The 24,889-nt window shown below is 74.2% G+C and carries 18 protein-coding genes; 8 read left to right on the forward strand and 10 right to left on the reverse strand.

Annotation, left to right across the window (positions count from 1 at the left end):
• The first annotated feature begins 200 nt into the window (after positions 1-200).
• A complete protein-coding gene (locus ACFW6A_RS05580) occupies positions 201-1,232 on the forward strand; it encodes a LacI family DNA-binding transcriptional regulator (RefSeq protein WP_351849626.1) in 1,032 nt (343 codons plus the stop codon).
• Here the strand turns inward: ACFW6A_RS05580 and ACFW6A_RS05585 are convergent.
• From ACFW6A_RS05585 to ACFW6A_RS05605, 5 genes are read right to left on the reverse strand one after another with little or no spacing between them, the layout of a single operon-like run.
• Positions 1,168-3,471, reverse strand: a complete 2,304-nt coding sequence (locus ACFW6A_RS05585; RefSeq protein ID WP_351849624.1) for a glycoside hydrolase N-terminal domain-containing protein — start codon at positions 3,469-3,471, stop codon at positions 1,168-1,170. The genes ACFW6A_RS05580 and ACFW6A_RS05585 overlap by 65 nt on opposite strands.
• On the reverse strand, positions 3,468-5,465 hold the full coding sequence (locus ACFW6A_RS05590) for a beta-galactosidase (RefSeq protein WP_386638838.1): 1,998 nt from the start codon (positions 5,463-5,465) through the stop codon (positions 3,468-3,470). The genes ACFW6A_RS05585 and ACFW6A_RS05590 overlap by 4 nt, the downstream gene beginning before the upstream one ends.
• A 29-nt stretch (positions 5,466-5,494) precedes the next feature.
• Positions 5,495-6,451: a carbohydrate ABC transporter permease gene (locus tag ACFW6A_RS05595; protein WP_351849686.1), complete on the reverse strand. Its 957-nt coding sequence runs from the start codon at positions 6,449-6,451 to the stop codon at positions 5,495-5,497.
• 2 nt (positions 6,452-6,453) lie between these two features.
• A complete protein-coding gene (locus ACFW6A_RS05600; protein ID WP_351849622.1) occupies positions 6,454-7,413 on the reverse strand; it encodes an ABC transporter permease subunit in 960 nt (319 codons plus the stop codon).
• Between the two features lies 1 nt (position 7,414).
• A complete protein-coding gene (locus ACFW6A_RS05605) occupies positions 7,415-9,115 on the reverse strand; it encodes a Tat pathway signal sequence domain protein (protein ID WP_351849621.1) in 1,701 nt (566 codons plus the stop codon).
• A 384-nt stretch (positions 9,116-9,499) separates the two neighbouring features.
• Here ACFW6A_RS05605 and ACFW6A_RS05610 point away from each other — a divergent pair, with 384 nt between their 5' ends.
• On the forward strand, positions 9,500-12,358 hold the full coding sequence (locus ACFW6A_RS05610; RefSeq protein ID WP_386483424.1) for a glycoside hydrolase family 3 C-terminal domain-containing protein: 2,859 nt from the start codon (positions 9,500-9,502) through the stop codon (positions 12,356-12,358).
• 142 nt (positions 12,359-12,500) lie between these two features.
• Positions 12,501-13,052: a hypothetical protein gene (locus tag ACFW6A_RS05615; RefSeq protein WP_351849618.1), complete on the forward strand. Its 552-nt coding sequence runs from the start codon at positions 12,501-12,503 to the stop codon at positions 13,050-13,052.
• Here the strand turns inward: ACFW6A_RS05615 and ACFW6A_RS05620 are convergent.
• A complete protein-coding gene (locus ACFW6A_RS05620) occupies positions 13,012-14,175 on the reverse strand; it encodes a Cmx/CmrA family chloramphenicol efflux MFS transporter (RefSeq protein WP_386638841.1) in 1,164 nt (387 codons plus the stop codon). The genes ACFW6A_RS05615 and ACFW6A_RS05620 overlap by 41 nt on opposite strands.
• A gap of 385 nt (positions 14,176-14,560) precedes the next feature.
• On the opposite strand from ACFW6A_RS05620, the gene ACFW6A_RS05625 reads away from it, so the two are divergent.
• Complete coding sequence (locus ACFW6A_RS05625; RefSeq protein ID WP_351849617.1) at positions 14,561-15,103, forward strand: DapH/DapD/GlmU-related protein; 543 nt, start codon at positions 14,561-14,563, stop codon at positions 15,101-15,103.
• A 124-nt stretch (positions 15,104-15,227) separates the two neighbouring features.
• On the opposite strand, the gene ACFW6A_RS05630 is transcribed toward ACFW6A_RS05625, so the two are convergent.
• From ACFW6A_RS05630 to ACFW6A_RS05640, 3 genes are all read right to left on the reverse strand, one after another.
• The gene (locus tag ACFW6A_RS05630) at positions 15,228-15,374 is read right to left on the reverse strand and encodes a DUF397 domain-containing protein (protein WP_351849615.1); all 147 of its coding nucleotides are present in this window, start codon (positions 15,372-15,374) and stop codon (positions 15,228-15,230) included.
• Positions 15,371-16,210 carry a helix-turn-helix transcriptional regulator gene (locus ACFW6A_RS05635; protein WP_351849613.1) on the reverse strand — a complete coding sequence of 280 codons (840 nt, stop codon included), beginning with the start codon at positions 16,208-16,210 and terminating at the stop codon, positions 15,371-15,373. The genes ACFW6A_RS05630 and ACFW6A_RS05635 overlap by 4 nt, the downstream gene beginning before the upstream one ends.
• Before the next feature lie 607 nt (positions 16,211-16,817).
• Positions 16,818-17,873 carry a serine hydrolase domain-containing protein gene (locus ACFW6A_RS05640; RefSeq protein WP_386639113.1) on the reverse strand — a complete coding sequence of 352 codons (1,056 nt, stop codon included), beginning with the start codon at positions 17,871-17,873 and terminating at the stop codon, positions 16,818-16,820.
• A gap of 182 nt (positions 17,874-18,055) precedes the next feature.
• Between ACFW6A_RS05640 and ACFW6A_RS05645 the strand changes: the two genes are divergently transcribed.
• Positions 18,056-18,715, forward strand: coding sequence for a TetR/AcrR family transcriptional regulator (locus tag ACFW6A_RS05645; RefSeq protein WP_351849609.1), 660 nt, complete (start codon positions 18,056-18,058; stop codon positions 18,713-18,715).
• A 196-nt stretch (positions 18,716-18,911) separates the two neighbouring features.
• Here ACFW6A_RS05645 and yicI read toward each other — a convergent pair whose 3' ends face one another.
• Positions 18,912-21,161: an alpha-xylosidase gene (yicI, locus tag ACFW6A_RS05650; RefSeq protein ID WP_351847194.1), complete on the reverse strand. Its 2,250-nt coding sequence runs from the start codon at positions 21,159-21,161 to the stop codon at positions 18,912-18,914.
• Positions 21,162-21,473: 312 nt separating this feature from the next.
• Between yicI and ACFW6A_RS05655 the strand changes: the two genes are divergently transcribed.
• From ACFW6A_RS05655 to araD, 3 genes are read left to right on the forward strand one after another with little or no spacing between them, the layout of a single operon-like run.
• Complete coding sequence (locus ACFW6A_RS05655) at positions 21,474-22,157, forward strand: GntR family transcriptional regulator (RefSeq protein ID WP_351847198.1); 684 nt, start codon at positions 21,474-21,476, stop codon at positions 22,155-22,157.
• 2 nt (positions 22,158-22,159) lie between these two features.
• Positions 22,160-23,062 (forward strand): dihydrodipicolinate synthase family protein, encoded by a 903-nt coding sequence (locus tag ACFW6A_RS05660; RefSeq protein WP_386638847.1) that lies wholly within the window; start codon positions 22,160-22,162, stop codon positions 23,060-23,062.
• Positions 23,059-24,864 carry an L-arabinonate dehydratase gene (araD, locus tag ACFW6A_RS05665; RefSeq protein WP_386485242.1) on the forward strand — a complete coding sequence of 602 codons (1,806 nt, stop codon included), beginning with the start codon at positions 23,059-23,061 and terminating at the stop codon, positions 24,862-24,864. Before ACFW6A_RS05660 ends, araD begins: the two co-directional genes overlap by 4 nt.
• The last annotated feature ends 25 nt before the right edge of the window (positions 24,865-24,889 follow it).

Below are 24,889 nucleotides of genomic sequence, written 5' to 3' on the forward strand. Positions count from 1 at the left end.
CTCCCCGCCCCACGCGCCGAGCGGGGCGGGGGCTGCGGGCCGGCCCGCCGGACGACTGACCGTCGAAGCGCTTCGATCTCCTCGGTCTCCGCTCTGGACACCCCCAACTCCCCCGCGTTACGGTCTCGCTGGGTCGCCGGAACGATCGGACGGCCGTCTCCGTCGAAGCGATTCACCCGTCCTGGCCGCAGGGAGATCGGATGGTCACGCTTGCCGAGGTCGCCCGCCACGCCGGGGTGTCGGCCAGCACGGTGAGCTACGTCCTGAGCGGCAAGCGGCCCATCTCCGACCCCACCCGGCGGCGGGTGCGGGCCAGCATCGAGCAGCTCGGGTACCAGCCGCACGCCGGGGCCCGGGCGCTCGCGAGCAGCCGGTCGCGGATCATCGCGCTGATGGTGCCGCTGCGCACCGACGTGTACGTGCCGGTGATGCTGGAGATCGCGGTCTCCGTCGCCACCGCGGCCCGGGCGCGCGGCTACGACGTGCTGCTGCTCACCGGCGAGGAGGGGCCCTCGGCGCTGCGCCGGGTCACCGGCAGCGGGCTGGCCGAGGCCGTGATCCTGATGGACGTGCAGCTCGACGACGGGCGGCTGCCGGTGCTGCGGGGGGCGGCGCCGCCCGCCGTCCTCGTCGGGCTGCCGGCCGATCCGGCCGGACTGAACTGCGTGGACCTGGACTTCGCCGCGGCCGGGGCGCTCTGCGTGGAGCACCTGGCCGGGCTCGGGCACCGGGAGATCGCCGTCGTCGGCGGTTCGCCCGGGGTGTACGCCCGGCACACCGGTTTCGCCGAGCGGACCCTCGGCGGGCTGCGCGAGCGGGCCGCGCTGCTGGGCGTCGGACTGCTGCACCGGCCGTGCGACGGCAGTCACGACGCGGTCGCCGGGGTCCTCGCGCGGATCCTGGACGAACGCCCGGGGGTCAGCGCCTTCGTGGTGCAGAACGAGTCGGCGGTGGAGCCGCTGCTGGCCCTGCTGCGGCGGACCGGCCGGGCGGTCCCGGAGGACGTGTCGGTGGTCGCGGTCTGCCCGGAGGCGGTGGCCGCGCAGGCGTCCGTGCCGCTCACCGCGGTGGCCATCCCGGCGCAGGAGCTGGGCCGGCGGGCGGTGGAGCGGCTGTTCGCCCGGCTCGCCGGTCCCGACGGTCCCGAGGCGACCGGGGTGGAGCTGCTCACCCCGGTGCTGACGGTGCGGGCCAGTTCGGGTCCGCGGGCCGCCCTGCGGGTCGGGGGCTGACGAGGACGCGCTCCTCGCCCTCGCGGAGCCGGAGCCGCCGCCGGCCGTCGGGGGCGCACAGCTCGACGTCGGCGTCCCGGGCGGGGCGCAGCACGGCCCGGTACTCCCCCGGTGCCCAGGCGAGGTCGAGCCGGGCGCCGAAGCGGGTGCGGACGCCGGTGATCCGGCCGCGCGCGCAGAGTCCGGGCGGGGGCGCGGGCAGCAGCACGAGCCGGCCGGGGGCGGAGCGGACCAGCGCCTCGACGAGGAGGGCGGGCAGGGCGTGGGCGGCGTCGGCGTTGTAGACGTCCCGCTTCGGGTAGTGGGCGCTCATCAGCGAGGCGTGGAAGAAGTCGCCGCCGAGGACCCGGCGGAGGGCGTCCCCGGTGCGTGCGGCGTCGCCAAGCCGGGCGGCGATCAGGCCCTGGTGGAGGTGGCCGTGGGCCGAGTCGTTCTCGTGGCCGCGCAGGGCGAGGGCGCGGGCGGCGGCCCGGGCCAGGTCGGGGGTGTCGTACGGGGTGATCTGGTCGAGCGGCCAGACGGGGTAGAGGTGGCTGAGGTGCCGGTGGTCGTAGCGGTCGCCGAGGCCGGGCCAGGCCCATTCGGCGAGGGCTCCGTCGGCGTTGACGCGGTGGGGCGGGAGGCGGTCGGCGAGGGCCCGGAGGCGGGCGGCCCGCTCGCCGGGGGCGCGGTCGGCGGCGGCGGCGAGGGCGTGGCGGGCGGCGGCCAGGTCCATGGCGGCGTTGACGGCGCCCCAGCTGCCGCCGCGCGGGCGGTTCTCCGGCGAGTAGGAGGGGACGACGACCAGGTGCCCGTCGGGGCCGGTGCGGGTGAGGAAGTCCTCGTAGAACTCGGCGAGTTCGAGGAGCAGACCGGTGAGCCAGGGGTCGCGGCGGCCGTCGGCCTCGTCGGCTTCGAGGAGCGGGAGGAGCAGCCAGTCGGCGGCGGCGGTCCAGAGGTGGAGGGGGTACTCCCGGTCGAAGTGGTACGCGTGGCCGCTCTCGCCGTCGGTGTGGGCGGGGGCGACGACGCCCCGGGTACCGAAGACGGCCCGGGCGTTGTCGCGCCAGTCGGCCCACTGGCCCCGGATCAGGGCGCGGTGGGCCCCGGTGACCTCGGGGAGGTCGGCGGCGACGGCGGAGGCGGTCTGGAGGGCGAGGTTGGCGTCGGTGGTGAAGCCGCCGGACCAGGCGGTGTCCCAGTCGCCGGTCCACAGTCCGCACAGGCGGGGCGGGTGGAGGCCGGCCGAGGAGAGCAGGTGGTACCGGCCGGCGGCGAAGAGGCGTTCGAGGAGCGCGGGTCCCGCGGGGCGGGCCAGCAGTTCCGAGCCGGGCAGGGCGCGTTCCGCCGGGTCGGCGTCGAGGTCGAGGGCGACCCGGCGGTAGGCGGCGCCGTGGAGGGCGGCGTGCCGGGCGAGGAGCCGGGCGTACGCGGCGGCGGGGCCCTCCTCCCCGGCGAGGGCGCGCAGGGCGGCGGTCTCCTCCGCGGGGTCGTAGGGGCCGTCGTGGCGGCGGACCCGGGTGAGCAGGAGGAGCCCGCCGGCGCCCTCGACGCGGATGCCGCGGTCGGTGAGGGCGGTGCGGCCGGCGTCGGCGACGACGAGGGTGACGCCGGTGTAGCCGAGGGTGGAGCCGGGGTAGCCGGCGCGCAGGGTGAGGAGGGTCTCGCCGTGGGCGGTGGTGATGCCGCGTCCCGTGGCGAGGCCGGGCGGGACGCCGTCGAGGCGGTGGTCGAGCTCCACGTGGACACGGGGGCCGGGCCCGGTCACGTACTGGACGAGGACGTCGTCGGCGCGGGAGACGAGGACCCGGCTGGTGCGCGGTCCGGCGGTGGCGGTGAGGACGCCGGTGGCGAAGTCGGCCTCGCGGCGCGCCGCGCGCCCGCCGTCCGGCGCCTCGTCCCGGACGCGGGTGAGGAAGGCCGGGTGGAAGGACTGGATGCGGCGCAGCGGGCGGCCGTCGGTGAAGGCCTCGGCGGCGGTGGGGTCGCCGGAGAGGAGGGCGTCCTGGAGGGCGGGGAGCCGGTCGGCGAGGCGCGGCGGGTCGGTGTCGCCGGGGGCGTGGTGGGGGCGGACGAGGGTGTGGTGGGTGACGATCACCCGGTCGTCCACGGGGTCGCCGTACACCAGGGCCCCGTGCCGGCCGTTCCCGGCGAGGAAGGCGTCCTCCCAGCGGGCGGCGGGCCCGGCCTCCCAGGTGCCGTGCGCGGGGCCGGGCGGGGGCGCGGGGGTGTGCGGGGAGGCGGGGGCGGGTGCGCTCATGGGTGCTCCTCCAGGACGGCGGCGCCGAAGCGGTCGAGGGTGAGGGTGTCGTCGACGGTGGTGCCGGTGAGCAGGTCGCGGTGGCGGCCGGGCACGGCGACGGTGACCGGGTCGCGGCCGTGGTGGAGCAGGAAGAGGAGGTCGCCGCGGCGGACGGCCTCGACGCCGTCGGGGAGGCCGGCGAGGACGGGCCGCACGCCCGCGTCGTGGGCGGCTTCGGCGAGGAGGGCGCGCAGGGCGGCGGGTTCGGGGAGGGTGGAGAGGTAGCGGGTGCGGCCGTGGCGCAGGACGGCGGGGCGGCCGTCGAGTTCGCCGCCCCGGTAGGCGGCCAGGGTCTCGGCGCCGGGGGCGGGGACCAGTTCCTCGGACCAGAGGGTGCCCCGGAAGGTGCCGCAGTCGGCGTGCTCGCCGGGGGCGAGGGGCCACCACTCGTCGATCCGGTCGATGCCGAGGAGGGCGCGGAGGCGGGCGTCCATGCCGCCGGGCCGGATCCGGTCGTCGTGGTCGGCGACGCCGGTGAAGAAGCCGCAGACCAGTCGGCCGCCGCCGGAGACGTACCGCTCCAGGGCGTCGAGGGCGGTGTCGTCGAGGAGGTAGAGGTGCGGGACGACGACGAGGGGGTGGGCGGTGAGGTCGTGGTGGGGGTGGGCGAAGGCGACGGGGAGGCCGGCCTCCCAGAGGGCGCGGTGCCAGGCGCGGACCAGGTCGCCCTGGTCGAGGCGGTCGGAGAGGGCGCCCTCGTGGCGGCCGGCCCACCAGGAGTGCCAGTCGTGGAGCAGGGCGACGCCGCCGGCCGGGAGGCGGCTGCCGGCGACGCGGGGGCCGAGGCGGGCGAGGTCGGCGCCGACGCGGACGGTCTCGCGGAAGGCGCGGCCGTCGGCGCCGCTGTGGCCGAGCATGCCGGAGTGGAACTTCTCGGCGCCCTGGCGGGAGGCGCGCCACTGGAAGCAGTGGACGGCGTCGGCGCCCCGGGCGACGGCCTGGAGGGTCCAGAGGCGGTGGAGCCCTTCGGGTTTGGGGCGGTTGACGGGGCGCCAGTTGACGGCGCCGGCGGCCTGCTCCATGACCATCCAGGGGCGGCCGCCGGCCTCGGCGCGGGTGAGGTCGGCGACGAGGGCGTTCTCGTGGGCGCCGGCGCGGGGTTCGGCCGGGTCGGGGTAGACGTCGACGGAGACGACGTCCTCCTCCGCGGCCCAGGCCCAGCCGTCCTGCCCGGACCAGAAGGGCATGAAGTTGGTGGTGACCGGCAGGTGGGGGGTGTGTTTGCGGACGATGTCGCGTTCGGCGCGGTAGCACTCCAGGAGCAGGTCGGAGGTGTAGCGGCGGAAGTCGAGGACGTGGGCGGGGTTGCGCAGGTAGTGGGCGCGGCGCGGGGGCAGGACCTCGTCCCAGGCGGCGTACCGCTGGCTCCAGAAGTCGGCGCCCCAGGCGGTGTTGAGGGCGTCGAGGGTGCCGTAGCGGCGGCGGAGCCAGGTACGGAAGGTGCGGGCGGCCTCGTCGCCCCAGTCGTGGGTGCAGTACTCGTTGTTGATGTGCCACATGACGAGCGCCGGGTGGGCGGCGTAGCGGGCGGCGAGGTCCTCGGTGATCGCGGCGGCGTGCCGGCGGTAGGCCGCGCTGGAGTGGGCGAAGTGCTGGCGGGAGCCCCACCATTCGGTGCGGCCGTCCTCGTCGCGGGGCAGGGTCTCAGAGTGGCGGTGGCCGAGCCAGGGCGGCGGGGAGGCGGTGGGGGTGGCGAGGACGACGTCGACGCCGTGCGCGTGGGTGAGGTCCATGAGCCGGTCGAGCCAGCCGAACTCGCGGGCGCCCGGCTCGGGTTCGAGCCGGGACCAGGAGAAGACGCCGAGGGTGACGCTGGTGACGCCGGCCCGGCGCATGAGCCGCAGGTCCTCGGTCCAGGTCTCCTCCGGCCACTGTTCGGGGTTCCAGTCGCCGCCGTGGAGGATGCGGCCGGGGCGGCCGGGCGGGCGGGTGAGGTCGTCGAGGCTCGGCATACGGGTTCTTCCGGTAGGAGGGCGGGGGGTCATCCCTTGACGGCGCCGGTGAGCATGCCCTTCTTGAAGTGCTTCTGGACGAAGGGCGAGAGGACGGCGACGGGCAGCAGGGCGAGGACCATGACGGCCATCTGGACGGCGAGTCCGGAGAGGTTCCCGGCCTTGACGGCCTGGCCGAGGCCGACGGGGATCTCCTGTTTCTGGGCGAGCTGGATGAGGACGTTCTGGAGCGGCATCATGTTCTGGTCGTTGAGGTAGATGGAGGCGTTGAACCAGGCGCTCCAGTAGCCGACCGCGTAGAAGAGGGTGATGACGGCGATCACCGCGCGGGAGAGCGGCATCACGATCGTCCAGAGGATGCGCAGGTCGCCGGCGCCGTCGATGCGGGCGCTGTCGACGAGTTCGGGCGAGATGCCCATGAAGAAGGCGCGCAGGACGAGGATGTTGAAGACGCTGACGGCGCTGGGGAGGATCAGCGCGAGGTAGGTGTCGGTGAGGCCGAGGCTCTGCACCAGCAGGTAGGTGGGGATGAGGCCGGCGCCGAAGAACATGGTGCCCATGAGCGTGAAGAGGATGGCGCGGTGTCCGAGGGAGCCGGGCCGGGACAGGCCGTAGGCGGCGAGGACGGAGACCGTCATCGAGAAGAGGGTGCCGGTGAGGGTGACGCCGAGGCTGACGAGGACGGCGCGGGTGACCTGTCCGCCGCTCAGCAGCTCCCGGTAGGCGATGAGGGTGAAGTCGCGGGGGACGATGACCAGTCCTCCGGCGTCGGTGATCGCCCGCTTGCTGGAGAGGCTGGTGACGACGACGATCCAGAGCGGGAAGAGGACGGCGAGGCAGGCGGCGGCGAGGAGCGCCGCCTTGGCGGTGAGTCCGGCCCGGGTGGGCGGCTCCTCCCAGACGGGGCGCGCGGGCGCCGCCCACCGGGGGCGGCGGGCGGCGGTGGCGTGGGCGGGCGGCGGCGCGGGCCGTTCGAGGACGCGCAGGGTCACTTGTGGTACACCCCCTGTTCGCCCATGAGGTGGGCGACCTTGTTCGCGGTGAGGACGAGGGCGAGGCCGACGATCCCCTTGATGAGTCCGGCCGCGGCGGCGTAGCTGAAGTCCTGGCTGCGCAGGCCGGTCCACCAGACGAAGGTGTCGAGGACCTCGGCGGCGCCGGGGCCGACGGCGTCGCGCTGGAGGAGGAGTTGTTCGAAGCCGACGGTGAGGGCGTCGCCGACGCGCAGGACGAGGAGGAGGGCGATGACGGGGCGCAGCGCGGGCAGGGTGACGTGCCACATGCGGCGCCACCGGTCGGCGCCGTCCATGGCGGCGGCCTCGTAGAGGGACTGGTCGACGGCGGCGAGCGCGGCGAGGAAGACGATGACGCCCCAGCCGGCGTCCTTCCAGATGCCCTCGGCGGTGACGAGGAACTTGAAGACGCCGGGGTCGGTCATCAGGTCGAAGCCTTCGTGGCCGTGTTCGCGCAGGGTCTGGGCGATGACGCCGGCGCCGCCGAAGATCTGCTGGAAGACGGTGATGACGATGACCCAGGAGAAGAAGTGCGGCAGGTAGAGCACGGCCTGGACGAAGGCGCGGATCCGGGGCCGCAGCAGGCTGTGGACGAGCAGGGCGAGGGCGATGGGGACGGGGAAGAAGAGGACCAGCTGGAGGAGGAAGAAGACCAGGGTGTTCTCGACGGCGTCCCAGAACGAGGGGTCGGACAGGACCCGGTCGAACTGGGCGAGGCCGACCCAGGGGGATTCCAGGACGGCGGTGACGCCGTTGGTGGAGAGGTAGGGGTCGTAGTCCTGGAAGGCGACGACGTTCCCGAGGATCGGGACGTAGTGGAAGACGAGGACGAGGGCGAGGGCGGGCAGCGTCATCAGGAGGAGGACGCGGTCGCGCCGGAGCCGCCGGCCGAGGGGGATCCTCGGCCGGCGGTCGGTGGTGTCGTGCTCGCTCACGTCAGCTCGCCGCGGAGCCGGTGGTGTCGAGGAGCTTCTTGTACCAGTCGCGGAGCTGGTCGCCGCCCTTGGACTTCCACTCCGAGACGGCCTGCTGCACGTCGGAGAGCTTCTTGCGGCCGCGGACGACGTCCTTCTCCAGCTGTTCGAAGTCGTTCATGAGGCCGGTCCACCGGGCGGGTTCGGCGACGGTGAGGCCGTAGAAGGAGGACTTGCGGGTGAGGGCGCCCATCCGCTGCTGCCACTCGGTCTGCGCCCTGGTGATCTCGGGGAGGTCGGGGTGGGCGATGTAGGGGGCGGGGCTGGCGATGAACATCCAGGAGCTGCTGACCTCCTGGTTGCCGGCGTCGGTCTTGACGGGCAGGCCGTCCTTGACGGTGTGGTGGACGCCCTCGACGCCGTAGTCGGTGAGCATGCGCTCCTTGGTGCCGTAGGGGGCGGCGGTGAAGTTCGCGATGGCGAGGGCGTCCTCGACCACGGCCTTGGGGGCGCCCTTGCGGACGAAGGACCAGATGTTGGCGGGGTTGGTGGCCCACAGCTGCGGGCTGCCGCCGGCGTGGCCGGGGATGTCCATCGCGGCCATCGCGAACGCCGGGTTCTGCGCGGCCATCTCGGCGGTCTTGCCGTACCAGTGGGAGAGGTCGTTGTTGTACATGAGGCACTGGCCGGAGGTGAAGCGGACGCTGGTGTCGCCCTGGTTCTGGGCCTTCTCGTCGGGGTGGACGACGCCGGCGTCGAAGAGCTTGCGGGTCCACTCCAGGGCTTCGAGGTACTCGGGGGTCTCGATGCGGTTGACCAGCTTGCCGTCGACGAGGTTCCAGCCGAGCGCCTTGTCGCTGCCGTTCAGCACGCCGAACATGTTCCAGGCGGTCCAGGTCATGTCGGCGCAGGCCCACACCTTGGCCCTGGCGCTGGTGATCTCCTTGGCGAGGGCCAGGAACTCGTCGGCGCTCTTGGGGAGTTGCCAGCCCTTCGCGTCGAAGAGGTCCTTGCGGTAGAAGGGCGCGATGTTGGTGACGTAGGAGGCGGGCATGGGCAGGCCGCGGAGCTTGCCGCCGAAGATGGAGCGCTGCCAGGCGTCGGTGGGGATGGCGGCGAGGTTGGGGTAGGCCTTGACCTTGTCGCCGGAGAGGTACGGGCCGAGGTCCTCGAACTTGGCGTCGACGGCGCTGGGGATCTTGCCGCCGAGGTTCCAGCCGGGGATCACGACGAGGTCGGGGATGTCGCTGGAGGCGAGGACGGCGCCGAGCTTCTGGTCGTAGACGTTGCCGTCCTGGTTCTGCCAGGTGGCCTGGACGCCGATGGCCTCGTCCATGGCCTTGTAGTACGGGTTGCCGGGGGCGGGCGGGGTGCCCCAGAAGGGTGCCATGACGGTGAGGGCGCCGCCCTTGCCGAGCTTCCGCGGCACGGACGCCTTGAGCCGGTCGGCGGGGATGGCGCGGGTGAAGCCGGCGGCGGAGCCGTTCCGGGCGGGGACGTCCGCGGGGACGACGCCGCTGGCCACGTGGGCGGGGAGGATCCCGGCGGCGTCCTTGCCGCTGGTGGTGCCGTCCTTCTTCCCGGTGTCGCCACCGCCGCCGCAGGCGGTGAGCAGCGGTGCTCCGCCGGCGACCGCGACGGCGGCGACGGCGCCGGTGGCGAGGAAGCCCCTCCGGCTCTGCTCGGTTCTCGGGGAGCCCGTGGAGGCGGCGTTCGGCGTCATTGCGTCAACCCTTCATGGCACGCGCCAGGACACGCGGCGCCCGGGGGGGGTCGCCGGCCGGCTGCGGTGACGGAGATGGAGCAAGGTGCGGGGTGCGGGCGGGGCGGGGCCCCGGGGCGCGGCGACGGGCGCGGCAGGTCGGCACCGGCGGGTCGAAGCGCTTCGATGTTGCTGCGAGGTTAAGTGACCGTCACAGGCGCGGCAAGAGTCGTTCAGGAGTTTCTCGAACCGGCGTCCGGGAAGGCCGAAAGCCTTCAACTCCTGTGGACAGAACGGGAAATGACGCCGCCGGGAACCTTGACACCCACCCGGGAGGGATCGAGCATCGAAGCGCTTCGAAACTTCCGGCCGCCCTCCGGCGACCGCCGTCCAAGGGACTCGTACGTGACCGCAGACCGGCCGCCCTTCCGTGACCCGGCCCTTCCCGTCGACGCACGCGTCGCCGACCTCCTCGGCCGCCTCGCCCCCGCCGAACGCCTCGCCCTGCTCCACCAGTTCGCGCCCGGTGTCGAGCGCCTCGGCCTGGCCGCCTTCCGCACCGGCCAGGAGGCCCTGCACGGTGTCGCCTGGATGGGCCCGGCGACCGTCTTCCCGCAGGCCGTCGGCCTCGGCGCGAGCTGGCACCCCGAGCTGGTCCGCCGGGTCGGGGAGGCCGTCTCCCGCGAGGCGCGGGCGATGCGCGCCAAGGACGGGCGGGTCGGCCTCAACGTGTGGGCCCCCACCGTGAACCTGCTGCGCAACCCGCTGTGGGGCCGCGGCGAGGAGGGCTACTCCGAGGACCCGGCGCTCACCTCCGCCCTCGCCGTGGCCTTCACCCGCGGCCTGCGCGGCGACCACCCGGTGTACTGGCGCACGGCGCCCGTGCTCAAGCACTGGCTCGCGCACAACAACGAGACCGCCCGCGACACCTCCTCGGCCTCCGTCCGCCCCCGCGTGCTCCACGAGTACGACCTGCCGGCCTTCCGCGGCGCCGTCGAGGCGGGCACGGCCGCCGGCGTGATGCCCGCCTACAACCTGGTCAACGGCCGGCCCAACCACCTCTCCCCGTACCTGGAGTCGGAGCTGCGCACCTGGACGGACCGGGAGCTGCTGGTCTGCTCGGACGCGGGCGCGCCGAGCAACCTCGCCGACTCGCAGGCCTACTTCGACGGCCACGAGGAGGCCGTCGCGGCGGCGCTGCGCGCGGGCGTCGACTCCTTCACCGACCACGGCACCGACCCCTCGGTGATCCTCGGCCGGCTGGAACGGGCCCTGGAGCGGGGCCTGATCGGCCAGGAGGACGTGGACCGGGCGGTCCGCAGGCAGCTGACCGTGCGGTTCGCGCTCGGCGAGTTCGACCCCGAACTCGACCCGTACGCCCAGGAGTCCGCGTACGACACGGCCGGCCACCGCGAGCTGGCGCGCGAGGCGGCGGAGGCGGCGCTCGTCCTGCTGCGCAACGAACCGGACGCGGACGGCGCCCCGCTGCTGCCGCTGGCGGCCGGCGGGCGGGTCGCCGTCGTCGGGCTGCTCGCCGACGCCGCCAAGCTGGACTGGTACAGCGGCGCGCTGCTGCACCGCTCCACCCCGCTGGACGGCATCCGGGAGCGGTTCGGCGCGGACCGGGTGGACTTCGCGGAGGGCGTGGACCGGATCCGGCTGCGCACCGCCGACGGCCGCGCGCTGCGCGTCCCCGAGGCCGCGGGCGAGGAGCCCGGCCGGGAGGCGGAGGTCGCGCTCGACCCGGCGCTGCTCGCCGGCCGCACGGACCTGCCGCCGCTGACCGCCGACGCGGAGGGCACGGTCCTCGACCTGATCGACTGGGGCGACGGGGTGCTGACCCTGCGCGCCCCCGGCGGCAGGTACCTGTCGGTCGCCGGGGACGGGCTGCTGCGCGCCTCGGCGGACGAGCCCGGGGGCTGGGTCGTCCAGGAGACGTTCCGCTTCGAGGCCCACGGTGACGGTCACCTCCTTCTGCACCTGGGGACGGGGGGCTACGTCTCTGTCGCCGCCGACGGCGTGAAGGTTGCCGCCGACCGCGGATCCGCCGGAATCTTCACGGTGGAGACCGTCGAGCGCGGCGAGGAGGCCGTGGCGCGGGCCGCCGCCGGGGCGGACGCGGTGATCGTGGTCGCCGGGAACGACCCGCACGTCAACGGCCGGGAGACCGAGGACCGCGCGACGCTGGCGCTGCCGCCGCACCAGGACCGGCTGTGGCGCGCCGCGCACGCGGCCAATCCGCGCACGGCCCTGGTCCTCGTCTCCTCCTACCCGTACGCCGTGCCCGACGCGGCGGCGGCGCTCCCGGCGCTGCTGTGGACGGCGCACGGCGGCCAGGCCGCCGGCACCGCCCTCGCCCGCGTCCTCGCCGGGGACGTCTCCCCCGCCGGACGCCTGCCGCAGACCTGGTACGGCTCCGACGCCGACCTGCCGGACCTGTTCGACTACGACGTCATCGGCGGCCGGCAGACGTACCTGTACTTCGACGGCACCCCGCTCTTCCCCTTCGGCCACGGCCTGACCTACACGACCTTCGGCTACCGGGAGCTGACGGCCGCTCTGGACGGGGAGGAGGTGCGCGTCTCCTGCGCGGTCGCCAACACGGGCGCGGTCGCCTCGGACGAGGTCGTCCAGCTGTACGTCCGGGCGGTCGCCCCGTCGGTGCCGCGCCCGCACCGGGCGCTCGTCGCCCACGAGCGCATCCACCTGGCGCCGGGCGCGACGGCGACGCTGACGTTCGTGGTGCCGCTGTCGGCACTCGCGTACTGGGACGTGGCGCACGGGCGGTGGACGGTGGAGCCGGGGGCGTACGAGTTCCAGGCGGGGCCGTCCTCGGCGGACCCGCGCCGGACCGTCCGCGTGGAGCTGCCGGGCGAGGCGCCGGGCCCGCGCCCGGTCCTGGAGGCGGGCATCGAGGCCGCCGGCTACGACGAGCAGACCGGCACCGTCATCGTGGACCGCTCCCGGATCTCCGGCGACGCGGTGGCCCCGGCGGATCCGGCCGCGCCGGGCACACTCCTCTTCCGCGCCTGCGACTTCGGTGACGGGGTCACGGAGCTGGCGGTGACGGCGGCCGGGGCGGGCGAGGTGACGTTCTACGCCGGTACGGCCCCGGTCCCGCTGGCCCGGGTGACCGTGGGGCCCACGGACGGCCCGTACGCCCATGTGCTCGCGGGGGCGCCCTGTCACGTCCGCGGCGTGACGGACCTCCGCGTGGAGCTGCGCGGGCCGGTCCGGCTCGCGCACGTCGGCTTCTCCGGCTGAGGGACCGGAGGAGCACGGCGCACGGGCGCCCCGCCGGCCTCCTCCGGGCCCGGCGGGGCGCCCCCGGGCCCGGCCGGCCGCGCCCGGCCCGGGAACCTCCCGGTTAGGCTCTCCCGGTCCATGACCACGGGGAGGGACCCGCATGATCCGCAAGAAGCCCGTACGCCGGGCCGTACTGGTGGCCGCCGCACTGGCGGCCCTGACCGTCTCCTGCGGCACGACGCCCGAGCCCGACCGCCCGGCCGGGGGCCCGGCGCGGGCCACGACCACGCCGGCACCGGAGCCGACGACCGCCGGACCCACGGCCACGACCGATGACTCCGGCACCCTGCCCGACGACTCCACGCCCGCCACCGCCGCGTCCACCGTCGACCCGTACGCTCCCGAGTCCGGCGAGAAGGTCCGCGACGCCTTCGCGACCCTCCAGGCCACGCTCGACGACTCCTGCGCGCAGGACTGCGGCTACTTCCTGGGCCGCCTGAACAAGGAACTCCAGGAGCTGGACGGGGCGATGAAGAACGACCCCAAGGGGCCGGGGCACTTCCCCGAACCGCTCCGGAAGATGGCCGAGCTCAACGAGGCGCTCGGTGGCGACGCCTCCTTCGAGAACCTGAAGAAGCACGAGAAGCAGCTCGTCGCCACCCGCGACTTCATCAACACCTGGATGCAGGACCACCCCGACGACTACCGCTGACCGCCGCGAACGCCAGCGCGGCGGCCACCAGCCCCGCGCCGAGCAGGAACGGCCCCGTCGGCCGTCCCAGCGCCGTCGCGGCGAGCAGCGGCCCCGCCACGGCGCCCGCGTTGAGGGCGGCCGTGGCGTAGGCCCCGGCGAGCGCGGGCGCCCCGGCGGCCTCGTACAGGATCCGGGCGATCAGCGTCCCGCCGAGGGCGAACGACAGGGCTCCCTGGACGAGCAGGAGCGCCAGCAGGGCCGCCGGGCGGTCCGCCAGGACGGCGAGGGCGAGCCAGCCGGCGAGCAGCAGCGGTCCGCCGACGGCGAGGAGGCGGCCGGCGTGACGGTCACCGAGCCGCCCCGCCGCCGTCACCCCGGCGAACGAGCCCGCCCCGAACAGCACCAGCGCCACGGAGACCCAGGCCGGGCCGAGCCCGGCCGGGCCGGTGACGACCGGGGCGAGGAAGGTGAAGGCGCCGAAGGTGGCCGCGTTCACGAGCGCGGCGAGGACGAGCACCCGCACGAGCCGGGGCTCGCGCAGCACCGAGAACTCGGCGCGCAGGGAGGCCCCTTCACGGCCCGCCCCCGTGGCGGGCACGCCCCGCAGGATGCCGAGCGCGGCCGGTACGCAGAGCACCGCGACCGCCCAGAAGGCGGCCCGCCACCCGGCGTGGGCCCCGAGCAGGGCGCCGCCGGGGACGCCGACGACGGTGGCGACGGTCGTCCCGCCGAGGAGGACGGCGAGCGCCCGCGCCTTGCGGTCCGCCGGGACCATGGCGGTGGCCGTGGTGAGGGCCAGGGCGAGGAACCCGGCATTCGCGAGGGCGGCCACGGCCCGGCTCGCCAGGAGGACGGCGAAGCTGCCCGTCAGGGCCCCGGCCACATGGGCGGCGAGGAAGACGAGCACGAAGCCGAGCAGCCCGGACCGGCCGGACCGGCCGCGCGCGAGCACGGCCATGAGCGGCGCGCCGACCACCATCCCGACCGCGAAGGCGGAGGTCAGCGCCCCGGCGGCGCCGACGCTCACCCCCAGGTCACGGGCGAGGTCCGGCAGCAGGCCGGCGAGCATGAACTCCGAGGTGCCCATGGCGAACACGGCGAGGGCGAGGAGGTAGAGGGGCAGAGGGAGAGGGAGGGGCACGGAAGGCTCCGAGGTGAGGCGAGGACGGTGGGCGTCGTCTCGTCACCGCCGTCGGCCCGCCCCCTCCCCGCCCGGGAGCACACGGGCACGCCCGACCGGCCGCACGGCGCTGCGCGCGGCGGCGGTCGGTGGGGTCACCGGCTCAGGGAAGGCGGGGGCTCAGGGGCTGACGGCGGGACCGAAAGCCCCCCGCTCTGGACGCCTCAGGGCTGGACACGCGGGGCACACTACGCCCCGCCGCGCTCCCCCGCACCCGGATTTCGCTCCGGGCCGGAGTCGTACGGGGTCCCCTAGAGTGCCGTCGCGAGGGGCGACCGGACCGCTCGCCGCACCATGGCCCCGGGCGCCCCCGCCCGCCACCGGCACCACAGACGAGGACCGTGACATGCCCAGCGACCGTCTCATGCGGATCCACAGCCCCGAGTTCCAGGCCATGGCCGAGAGGGTCCTGCGGGTCACCGAACTCACCTCCCGGCTCAACGTCCTGCCCTTCGAGGACGAGGCCGGCAAGGCGGAGCTGTTCGAGCGGATCCTCGGCAAGCCGCTGCCGCCGAAGGTCACGATCTACCCGCCGTTCTACACGGACCACGGCCTGAACCTCGACCTCGCCGAGCGCGTCTTCATCAACCAGAACTGCACGTTCCTGGACTACGCCGGCATCCGCATCGCCCGGCGGGTGATGATCGGGCCGAAGGTCACCTTCATCACCAGCGGCCACCCGGTCGACCCCGAGGAGCGCCGGCTGTACCTCACCGGCGCGCCCATCGACGTGGAGGAGAACGTGTGGATCGGGGCCGGCGCCACGATCCTGCCCGGCGTCACCATCGGGCGTGACGCCGTGATCGCCGCCGGCGCGGTCGTGGCCGACGACGTCCCGCCGGCGAGCCTGGTGACCGGCGGCAAGGCGACCGTCCACCGGAGCTGGTGACGGCCCCCGTCAGCCGCCGCCCCGCCGGCTCCGGCTCCTCGTGCCACGCCCGGAGGCGACCCAGAGGCCCAGCTCCTGGTGCAGGCGCGCCGTACGTCCTCGATGCGCCGCGCGCGGTCGCGGATCACCGCTTGACGGACTCGATGAAGGCGGTGAACGCGGCGGCGGAGACGGTGACGGTGGGGACGAGGTTGTGGGCGACCACGACGCAGTCGGCACCGCCGTTGCCGCTGAACGAGGACATGAACCAGAGAGAGGACTCGTTGGTCACAGCATGCCCTTTCGCACTTCCTTGATCATGGTCAGCGAGTCTGCCGGGGAGAGGGCTTCCGCGACCAGGCGATGGTAGGTCGCGTTCAGATACGACAAGGTGGCGGCTTCCCGCACCAGGTGCCCCCGGGCCTGCGCCTCGGTGTAGGCGAGCAGGGAGCGGTCGGCCAGTGTCAGGAGCGTAAGGGGCATGTGCGACGGGCGCCTCTCCCCCAGGCTGAAGGGAGCCACCTGGACGTAGGTATGCGGGCGCGCCGCCAGTTCGACGATCCGGTCGAGCTGTGGCGCCATGACCGCGGGACCACCGACCATCTGGCGCAGGCAACTCTCGTCCAGCACCACGAAGCACATGGGCGGGCGCCGCTGCTCCAGGATCTGTTGGCGCTCCCGCAGAATGTGCACCCGCTGTGCGGCCTGGTCGGCCGTCACGGACCCCCGCTCGACAGAGAACGCAGCCAGCACCTTCGCGTACTCGTCCGTCTGAAGCAGCCCCGGCACGACCCCGATGTCGAACATTCTGATCTCCACTGCCTGCCGCTCGAAATGGAGGTACTCGGGGAACCCCTCCAGCAGCACCCCGTCTCGCATCTTCCGCCACTCGCGCTCGAACGCTTCGGCCTTCCCCGCCAGCTCGAATGCCGAGTCGATCTCTCGCGAGAATCTGAGAGTTGGAGATCTGCGTGCGGTTTCGACGGCGGAGATGTGCTTTCCGGAGTACGAGATCCGGGCGGCCAGGTCCTCCTGTTTCCAGCCTCGTTCCTCGCGCAGCCTGCGCAAACGCGCCCCGTACGCCGCAGCCACTCCACCGTCCGGGTCCAGCTCCTTCCGGTTGACCACAACTCTCCTTCCGCAAGTCTCAGTTGAAGATTTGAAGACTTGCCGAATATAGGTCACGCTGGTGACTCCTGGTAGTGGCACCGCTACAGAGAGGAGCCCGCTCGTGCCCGCAAGCGACCGCCCCACCTCCGTCCCCGATCTCGGCTCGTTCATGGCGGAAGACACCGGCGAGGGAACCCCTCGGCTCGGCAGAGTCACCGCCTGGGACGGGTCCGTCGTCCACCTGCAACCGCCCGGCGGCGGCGCCGCGTGGACGGCCGCGCCGGGCGGGCTGCGGCGCCCGACCGAGGCGGAGGCCGCGCTCATCCGGGTGCTCACCACCCCCGTCCCGGCGACGAGCCGCCCGCCCCGGATTCCCGGAGCCGCCGGTCGTGCTCTCGGCGGAGCCCCTGCCGCCGGCCGTGCCGACGCCGGGCTGTCCGACGTGCGAGCTGGTGGCCGCGTGGGAGCGGAACTGCCTGCGCAGGAACGACCATTCCCGGGCGGCGGACTTCCGGGTCGAGATGCGCAATCACCCGCACACCGAGCCGAAGTCGAGGCTTCCCCGGGAGTTGCCGTGAGCGTGCTCGCGGCGTACGGGAAGAGGCCCGGCGCGGCCCGGGGGCCGTCAGCCGTACATCGCCAGGCGGTGGAACGCGGCCAGCGCCCCGTCGATGGGGTGGGGCTGCGGCACGCCGGAGGGGTCGAGCCGGTTCCAGCGTTGCAGGTTGACCGCGACGGCCAGCTGCCGTCGGCCGTCGGCGCGGATGACGGCCAGGGTTCCGCCGCCCCAGACCGTGCCGCCGTGGCCCCAGAAGACGGGCTGACCGGGTTCTTCCGTGGGGTAGATCCCGAGGCCGTAGTCGATGACCTTCATCTCCTGGGAGACGACCGGGACGACGCGCCGCATCTGCTCCAGTGAGGACGGGTTGACGATCTCGCCGGCCAGCAGCGCGCGGTAGAAGCGGTTGAGGTCGGCGAGGGTGGAGACGAGCGAGGCGCTCACGCCCGTCCAGGACATGTCGAAGACGCTGTAGTCGCGCGGCGGGTCGATCATGCCGAACCACGCCTCGTAGAGCCGTGCGTGCGGGCCGTCGAACTCCGGCTCGTCGGGGAAGGCGGTGTCCCGGAGTCCGGCGCGCTCGATGACGTTCCGGGTGATGCACCGCTCGGCCGTGGTGCCGGTCACCCGTTCCAGGAGCTGTCCGAGGAGCAGGTAGTTGGTGTTGGAGTAGAGACCCGGGGTGCTCCCGGGCGCACCGGCGGGAGGCGCGGAGACTCCCATACGGATCAGTTCGAGCGGGTCGAACCGGGTGTGGCGGTGGTCGTCCAGGCTCTGGGGGCCGGTGTCCGCGAGGACGGGAAACGCCCTGAGGGAGGGGTAGGCGTGGGGGAGGTACTCGGCGAGGCCGCTGGTGTGGTCGATCAGCATCCGGACCGTGATCGCCTCGCCGCGTTCTCCGGGGACCAGTTCCGGAAGGTACCGGGCGATCGGCGCGTCGAGTCCGATCCGGCCGGCCTCGGCCTGCTGGAGCACGGCCGCGGCGGTGAAGGTCTTGGTGACGCTGCCGACGCGGTGCCGCATGCCGGCGGTGACGGGACGGCCGGTGGCGAGGTCGGCGACGCCGGCGGCGCCGCGCCAGACCCGGTCGCCGTCCCGCACCTCGGCGAACACGCCGGGCATGCCGGCGCGGTGGACGTCTTCGAGGGCGGCGTCCAGGGCCGCTAAGTCCAGGGACTTGCTCACGTCAGCTGTCCTTTCGCAGGGAGGGAAGCGAGCTGCGCCCGCTCATGCCCTCATTATGCACGCGGTGCGTGCAACGCCAAGTGCAGCGGTAGTCTGGGGTTTTGGCGAGAGGAGCGGGGATGGCGGGCCGAAGGCGCTGGACGACCGAGGAGATCCTGGACGCGGCGGCGGAGCTGCTGAGCACGAGCGACGCGGAGTCGTTCAGCGTGCGCAAGCTCGCCGCGACCCTGGGGACCGACTCCTCCAGCCTGTACCGGCACTTCCGCAGCAAGACCGAGCTGCTGCGCGCGGTCGCGGACCGGATCCTGCTGAGCGCCATGGACGGCCACCACCCCGAGGGCGACTGGAAGGAGCGCCTCACCGCCCTGGCGCTGCGCCTGCGGGAGGCCTTCGGGCGGCAGCCCCAACTCGCTTCGGTCTGGGGGCGGTACGCGTCGGGCGGCGCCGGGTCCCGGCTGGTCATGGAGGAGGTGCTGGGGGCCCTGCGCGCCTCGGGGCTGCCCGACGCGGAGGTTCCGGTGCACTACCACCGGCTCGCGGTCCTCATCGCGGCGCTGATCGCCTCCGAGGCCGGCGTCAGCACCCTCGGCCCGGAGGAGTACGAGCAGGGCATGGAGCTGTTCCGTGTGGCGGTGCTCGGCGCCGACCCCGAACGCTTCCCCGCCCTCGCCCACTTCGCCCGCGACGTCCGTCCCCTCGGCGCGGACCGCGCCGCCGCGTTCGAGGAGCTCCTCGCCGCCCACCTCGCCCACGTCGAGGCCGCGATCGCCCCGCGCTAGCGGCGGCCGGTGGCCCTCCCGGACCGGGGCCGGCCCCGGGGCCGGCCCCGGGGCCGAAGCCGGAGCGGGCGCGGAAGGGGAGGCAGGGCGGGCGCGGGAGGGGGGGACGGGCGCGGGGCGGGCGCGGGAGGGGGGGACGGGCGCGGGGCGGGCGCGGGAGGGGGGACGGGCGCGGGGCGGGCGCGGCCCGGCCGGGTCAGCCGTCGTGCCCCACGCCTCCCGGGCCCAGCGTCCGTACCGCGTACGGCAGTTCCGTTCCCGTCGCGGTCGCCGTCGGGCCGGTCGCCGTGTGCGTCACGGTGTACGCGGCCGCCGGGGCGCCCCGGTGGTCCGGGACCGTGACGGTCGTGGTCGTGCCCTCGGGGGCGCCGGGGGCCACCAGGAGGGTGAGGCCGTCGGGCCAGTCGGCGTCCGGGCGGTCCGAGGGCGCGGCCAGCGGGAGGACGGCGCCGGGGCGGACGTACAGGGGGAGGCCGTCGAGGGCGTGGGTCTCGCGGCGCCAGCACGGGCCGGTGACGGCGTCGCCGGTGAGGAGGTGGGTCCAGGTGCCCTCGGGGACGTACACCTCGACCGCGCCGCCCGGGTCCATGACGGGGGCGACGAGGAGGTCGGGGCCGAGCATGTACTGGCGGTCCAGGGTGCGGCAGGCCGGGTCGCCGGGGAACTCCAGGAGCATGGGGCGCATGACGGGGAGACCCGTGTCCCGGGCTTCGACGGCCGCCGCGTACAGGTACGGCATGAGGCGGTGCTTGAGGCGGGTGAAGCGGCGGGCCACCTCCACGGCCGTCTCGCCGAACTCCCACGGCACCCGGTAGGAGTCGCTGCCGTGCAGGCGGCTGTGGGAGGAGAGCAGGCCGAAGGCGAGCCAGCGGGTGAAGACCTCCGGGTCGGGGGTGCCCTCGAAGCCGCCGATGTCGTGGCTCCAGAAGCCGAAGCCGCTCAGGGAGAGGGAGAGCCCGCCGCGCAGCGACTCGGCCATGGCCTCGAAGGAGGCCCAGCAGTCGCCGCCCCAGTGCACGGGGAACCGCTGGCCGCCGGCGGTCGCCGAGCGGGCGAAGAGGACGGCCTCGCCGGGGCCCCGCTCCTGCTCCAGGAGTTCGTGGACGGTGCGGTTGTAGAGCTGGGCGTAGTAGTTGTGCATCCGCTCGGGGTCGGAGCCGTCGTGCCAGACGACGTCGGTGGGGATCCGCTCGCCGAAGTCGGTCTTGAAGCAGTCGGCGCCCCGGGCGAGGAGGGGGCGGAGCTTGTCCTGGAACCAGGCGCGGGCGGCGGGGCTCGTGAAGTCGACGAGGGCCATGCCGGGCTGCCAGAGGTCCCACTGCCAGACGTCGCCGTTCGGCCGCCGCACCAGGTGGCCCGCGGCGGCGGCCTCCTCGAAGAGGGCGGACTTCTGGGCGACGTACGGGTTGATCCAGAGGCCGACGCGCAGGCCGCGGGCCTTGAGGCGGGCGAGCATGCCGTCCGGGTCGGGGAAGGTCTCCGGGTCCCAGGCGAAGTCCGACCACTGGTACTCGCGCATCCAGAAGCAGTCGAAGTGGAAGACGGAGAGCGGGATGCCGCGGGCGGCCATGCCGTCGACGAAGGAGGTGACGGTCGCCTCGTCGTAGGCGGTGGTGAAGGAGGTGGTGAGCCAGAGGCCGAAGGACCACGGCGGGGGCAGGGCGGGGCGGCCGGTGAGGGCGGTGTAGCGGCGCAGCACGTCCTTGGGGGTGGGGCCGGCGACGACGTGGTACTCCAGGGACTGGTCCTCGACGCTGAACTGGACCTGGCCGACGGCCTCGGAGCCGACCTCGAAGGAGACCCGTCCGGGGTGGTTCACGAAGACGCCGTAGCCGCGCGAGGAGAGGTAGAACGGGACGTTCTTGTAGGCCTGTTCGCTGCTGGTGCCGCCGTCGGCCTGCCAGACGTCGACGCTCTGCCCGTTCTTCACGAAGGGGGTGAAGCGCTCGCCGAGGCCGTAGACCTGCTCGCCGACGCCGAGCGCGAGCTGGACGGCCATGTGGTGGGCGCCGTCGGGAGTGGTCACGAAGGCGGTGCCCTTCCGGCCGGCCCGGGTGAGGGGGCGGCCGTCGGCGTCCAGGAAGTCCAGGGTCCAGGGGCGGGCGCGGTCGAGGCGGAGGCGGAGCGGCCCGGAGGCGAGCTCGACGGCCGTGCCGTCCTTGCGGACCGTGCCGGCGGCGGGGTCGGGGGCGGCGAGCGCGAAGTCGGGTCCCCGGCGGGCCCTTCCGGCGTGGTGGGTGATCCGCACGCCGATCACGCCCTCCGCGGGCGCGTGGCACTCCACCGTGAGCAGCGCCGAGTTCAGGGTGTCGCCGCGGGTCTCGACCCGCTTGACGGAGGCGTACGCGGTGAAGCGGCCGGGCGCCGTGCGCAGGTCGCGGACTTCGGTGGCGTACGAGGCGTGCACGCCCTCGCGCATTAGCCAGAAGCCGTCGGTGAACTTCATGCGGGTCCTTGGGGTGGGGAGGAGCGGGGCCGGGCCGGAGTGCGGCGCCGAGGCCGGGGGCGTACCGGGTCCTCAATAGTTATCCCAGAAAACAAAACCCGGGAACAGCCCCGTGACGATCACGGGGGACCCCTCGTGGAAGCGCTCCCCCGATGACGGATAGAAAACGCTTTCTCCAACCGTGTGCGAAGCATTGACGAAACACCGGCGCCCCCTTAGCTTCATGCCCGTTGCACTTCGTACGTCATATATGAGACGCGATACACGAGATGCCGTACACCATGCGCCATACACGAGATCTGAGAGTGCTCCATGGCCTTCGCCCCCAGCCCCATCCCCTCCCGGACCCAGTACGTCCAGGAGGCGATCAAGCACGACATCCTCACCGGGGGGCTCAGACCCGGGCAGGCGCTCGTGGAGGCCGAACTCGCCGCGCGCTTCGGGGTCTCCAAGACGCCGGTGCGTGAGGCGCTGAAGACCCTCGCGGGCAGCGGACTCGTGGTCATGAGCCAGTACAAGGGCGTCACCGTGCGGATGGTGGACGCGGACATGGCCCGGGCCGTCTACGACGTCCGGCTGCTCCTGGAGCCCGAGGCCGTCCGCCGCGCGGTCGCCTCGGGCGCCCCGCTCGACGCCGCCCGCGAGGCGCTCGCCCGGGCGGCCGGCGCCGACGACCCGGCCGAACGCTCCCTGGCCAACCGGGCGTTCCACCGCGCCCTCTACCTCCCCTGCGGCAACCCGCTGCTGGGGCGGATGCTCGACGAGGTGCGCGACCAGGCCGCGCTCGTCTCCACCGTGGCCTGGGCCTCCGTCCCCTCCTGGGACCGGGAGGCGGCCGAGCACGAGGAGATCCTGCGGCTCGCCGCCGCGGGCGACGCCGACGGGGCGCGCCGGGCCGTCCACGCCCACATCGCCTCGTTCGTGGAGCGCGCCTTCCCCGCGAACCCCCCGGAGCCCGGCACGGGTTCCTCCCCTCTCGACAGCGACAGCGAGTGACCATGAATTTCGAGACCCTTCGGGCCGCCCTCGCCGACGTCGTGGCCATCCCGGTCACGCCGTTCGCCGAGGACGGCCGGGTGGACTCCGCCGCACACCGGGCGCTGCTGCGCCGGCTGCTCGACGGCGGGGTGCGCACCCTCACCCCCAACGGCAACACCGGCGAGTTCTACGCCCTCACCCCCGACGAGCGCCGCGCCATCACCGAGGCGACGGTCGAGGAGGCGGCCGGCCGGGCGGTGATCCTGGTCGGCGTCGGGCACGACGTGCCGACCGCGGTCGAGGCGGCCCGGCACGCCCGGGACACCGGGGCGCACATGGTGATGGTCCACCAGCCGGTGCACCCGTACGTCTCCGAGAGCGGCTGGGTCGACTACCACCGGGCGATCGCCGAGGCGGTCCCCGAGCTGGGCGTCGTCCCCTACATCCGCAACCCGCTGCTGAGCGGGGCGCGGCTGGCCGAGCTGGGCGCCGCCTGCCCGAACGTGGTGGGCGTCAAGTACGCGGTCCCGGACGCGGCGCGCTTCGCCGGCTTCGCCCGGGACGCGGGGCTCGACCGCTTCGTGTGGGTGGCCGGGCTCGCGGAGCCGTACGCCCCCTCGTACTTCTCGGCCGGCGCCACCGGCTTCACCTCCGGACTGGTCAACGTGGCGCCCGCGCTCTCCCTGGAGATGCTGGAGGCGCTGCGGGCCGGGGACTACGGCACGGCGATGAAGGTGTGGGAGCGGATCCGTCGCTTCGAGGAGCTGCGCGCCGCCAACGGCAGCGCGGACAACGTGACGGTCGTGAAGGAGGCCCTGGCCTCGCTCGGGCTGTGCCGCCGGGACATCCGGCCGCCGAGCCGCGAACTCCCCGAGGACGAGCGGGCCGAGGTGGCGGCGATCGCCGGCGGGTGGCCGATATGAGCGGCGGGCACGGAACGGCCGACGGGCACCGGACGGACGCGGCGGCCACGGCCGACGGCGGGCGCCGGACGGACGGCGGGCGGGAGGTGCGGCCCGAGGAGCTGCGCAGCCACCAGTGGTACGGCACCGACGGGCTGCGGTCGTTCAGCCACCGGGCGCGGACCCGCCAGCTCGGCTACCTGCCGGAGGAGCACCTCGGCAAGCCGGTCGTCGCGATCCTCAACACCTGGTCGGACATCAACCCCTGCCACGTCCACCTGCGCGACCGCGCGCAGGCCGTGAAGCGCGGGGTGTGGCAGGCGGGCGGCTTCCCGCTCGAGTTCCCGGTGTCCACGCTGTCGGAGACCTTCCAGAAGCCGACGCCCATGCTCTACCGCAACCTCCTCGCCATGGAGACCGAGGAGCTGCTGCGCTCGTACCCGGTGGACGGGGCGGTGCTGATGGGCGGCTGCGACAAGACGACGCCGGCGCTGCTGATGGGCGCGGCCTCGGTGGACCTGCCCACGGTCTTCGTGCCGGCCGGTCCGATGCTGCCGGGGCACTGGCGCGGGGAGACCCTCGGCTCCGGCACGGACATGTGGAAGTACTGGGACGAGCGGCGGGCCGGCACCATCGGCGACTGCGAACTGGCCGAGCTGGAGAGCGGTCTGGCCCGCTCCCCCGGCCACTGCATGACGATGGGCACGGCCTCGACGCTGACCGCCGCCGCGGAGACGCTGGGCGTGACCGTGCCGGGCGCCTCCTCGGTGCCGGCGGTGGACTCCGGGCACGACCGGATGGCCGCCGCGTCGGGGATGCGGATCGTGGAGCTGGTCCGCCGGGACCTCAGGCTCTCCGCGCTGCTGACCCGGGAGGCGTACGAGGACGCGGTGGCCGCCGTCCTGGCGCTGGGCGGCTCGACCAACGCGGTGATCCACCTGATCGCGATGGCCGGCCGGTCGGGCGTGAAGCTGACGCTGGACGACTTCGACCGGATCGCGCGGACGGTGCCGGTGCTGGCGAACCTGCGGCCCGGCGGGGAGCACCTCATGGAGGACTTCCACTTCGCCGGCGGGATGCGCGGCTTCCTGACGCGGATCGCCGACGTGCTGCACCTGGACCGGCCGACGGTCTCCCACGCCACCCTGCGCGAGCAGCTCGACGGGGCGCTCGTCCACGACGACGACGTGATCCGGGCGCGGGAGAAGCCGCTGGCCGCCGAGGGCGGACTCGCGGTGCTGCGGGGCAACCTGTGCCCGGACGGGGCGGTCGTCAAGCACGTCGCCATGGAGCAGAAGTTCCTCAGGCACACCGGTCCGGCCGTCGTCTTCGACGACTACCGGACGATGCAGCGGACCATCGACGACCCGGCGCTCGGCATCACCGCCGACCACGTCCTGGTGCTGCGCGGCGCGGGCCCGAAGGGCGGCCCGGGGATGCCGGAGTACGGGATGCTGCCGATCCCGAAGTACCTCCTGGAGCAGGGGGTGCGGGACATGGTCCGGATCTCGGACGCCCGGATGAGCGGGACGAGCTACGGGGCGTGCGTGCTGCACGTGGCGCCGGAATCGCATGTCGGCGGACCCCTTGCCCTGGTCCGTACGGGCGATACGATCACCCTCGACGTCGCGGCCCGCTCCCTCCATCTGCACGTCGCGGACGAGGAGCTGGAGCGCCGCAGGGCCGCGTGGACCCCGCCGCCGGCCCGGTACGAGCGCGGCTACGGCGCGCTGTACATGGAGCAGATCTCCCAGGCCGACACCGGCTGCGACTTCGAGTTCCTGGCCCGGCCGGGAACGACCCCCGATCCGTACGCGGGCTGACTCCCCGCCCTGCCCGCCACCACCC

The organism is Streptomyces sp. NPDC058758 (assembly GCF_042746075.1).
In the GTDB taxonomy this organism is placed as follows: Bacteria; Actinomycetota; Actinomycetes; order Streptomycetales; family Streptomycetaceae; genus Streptomyces.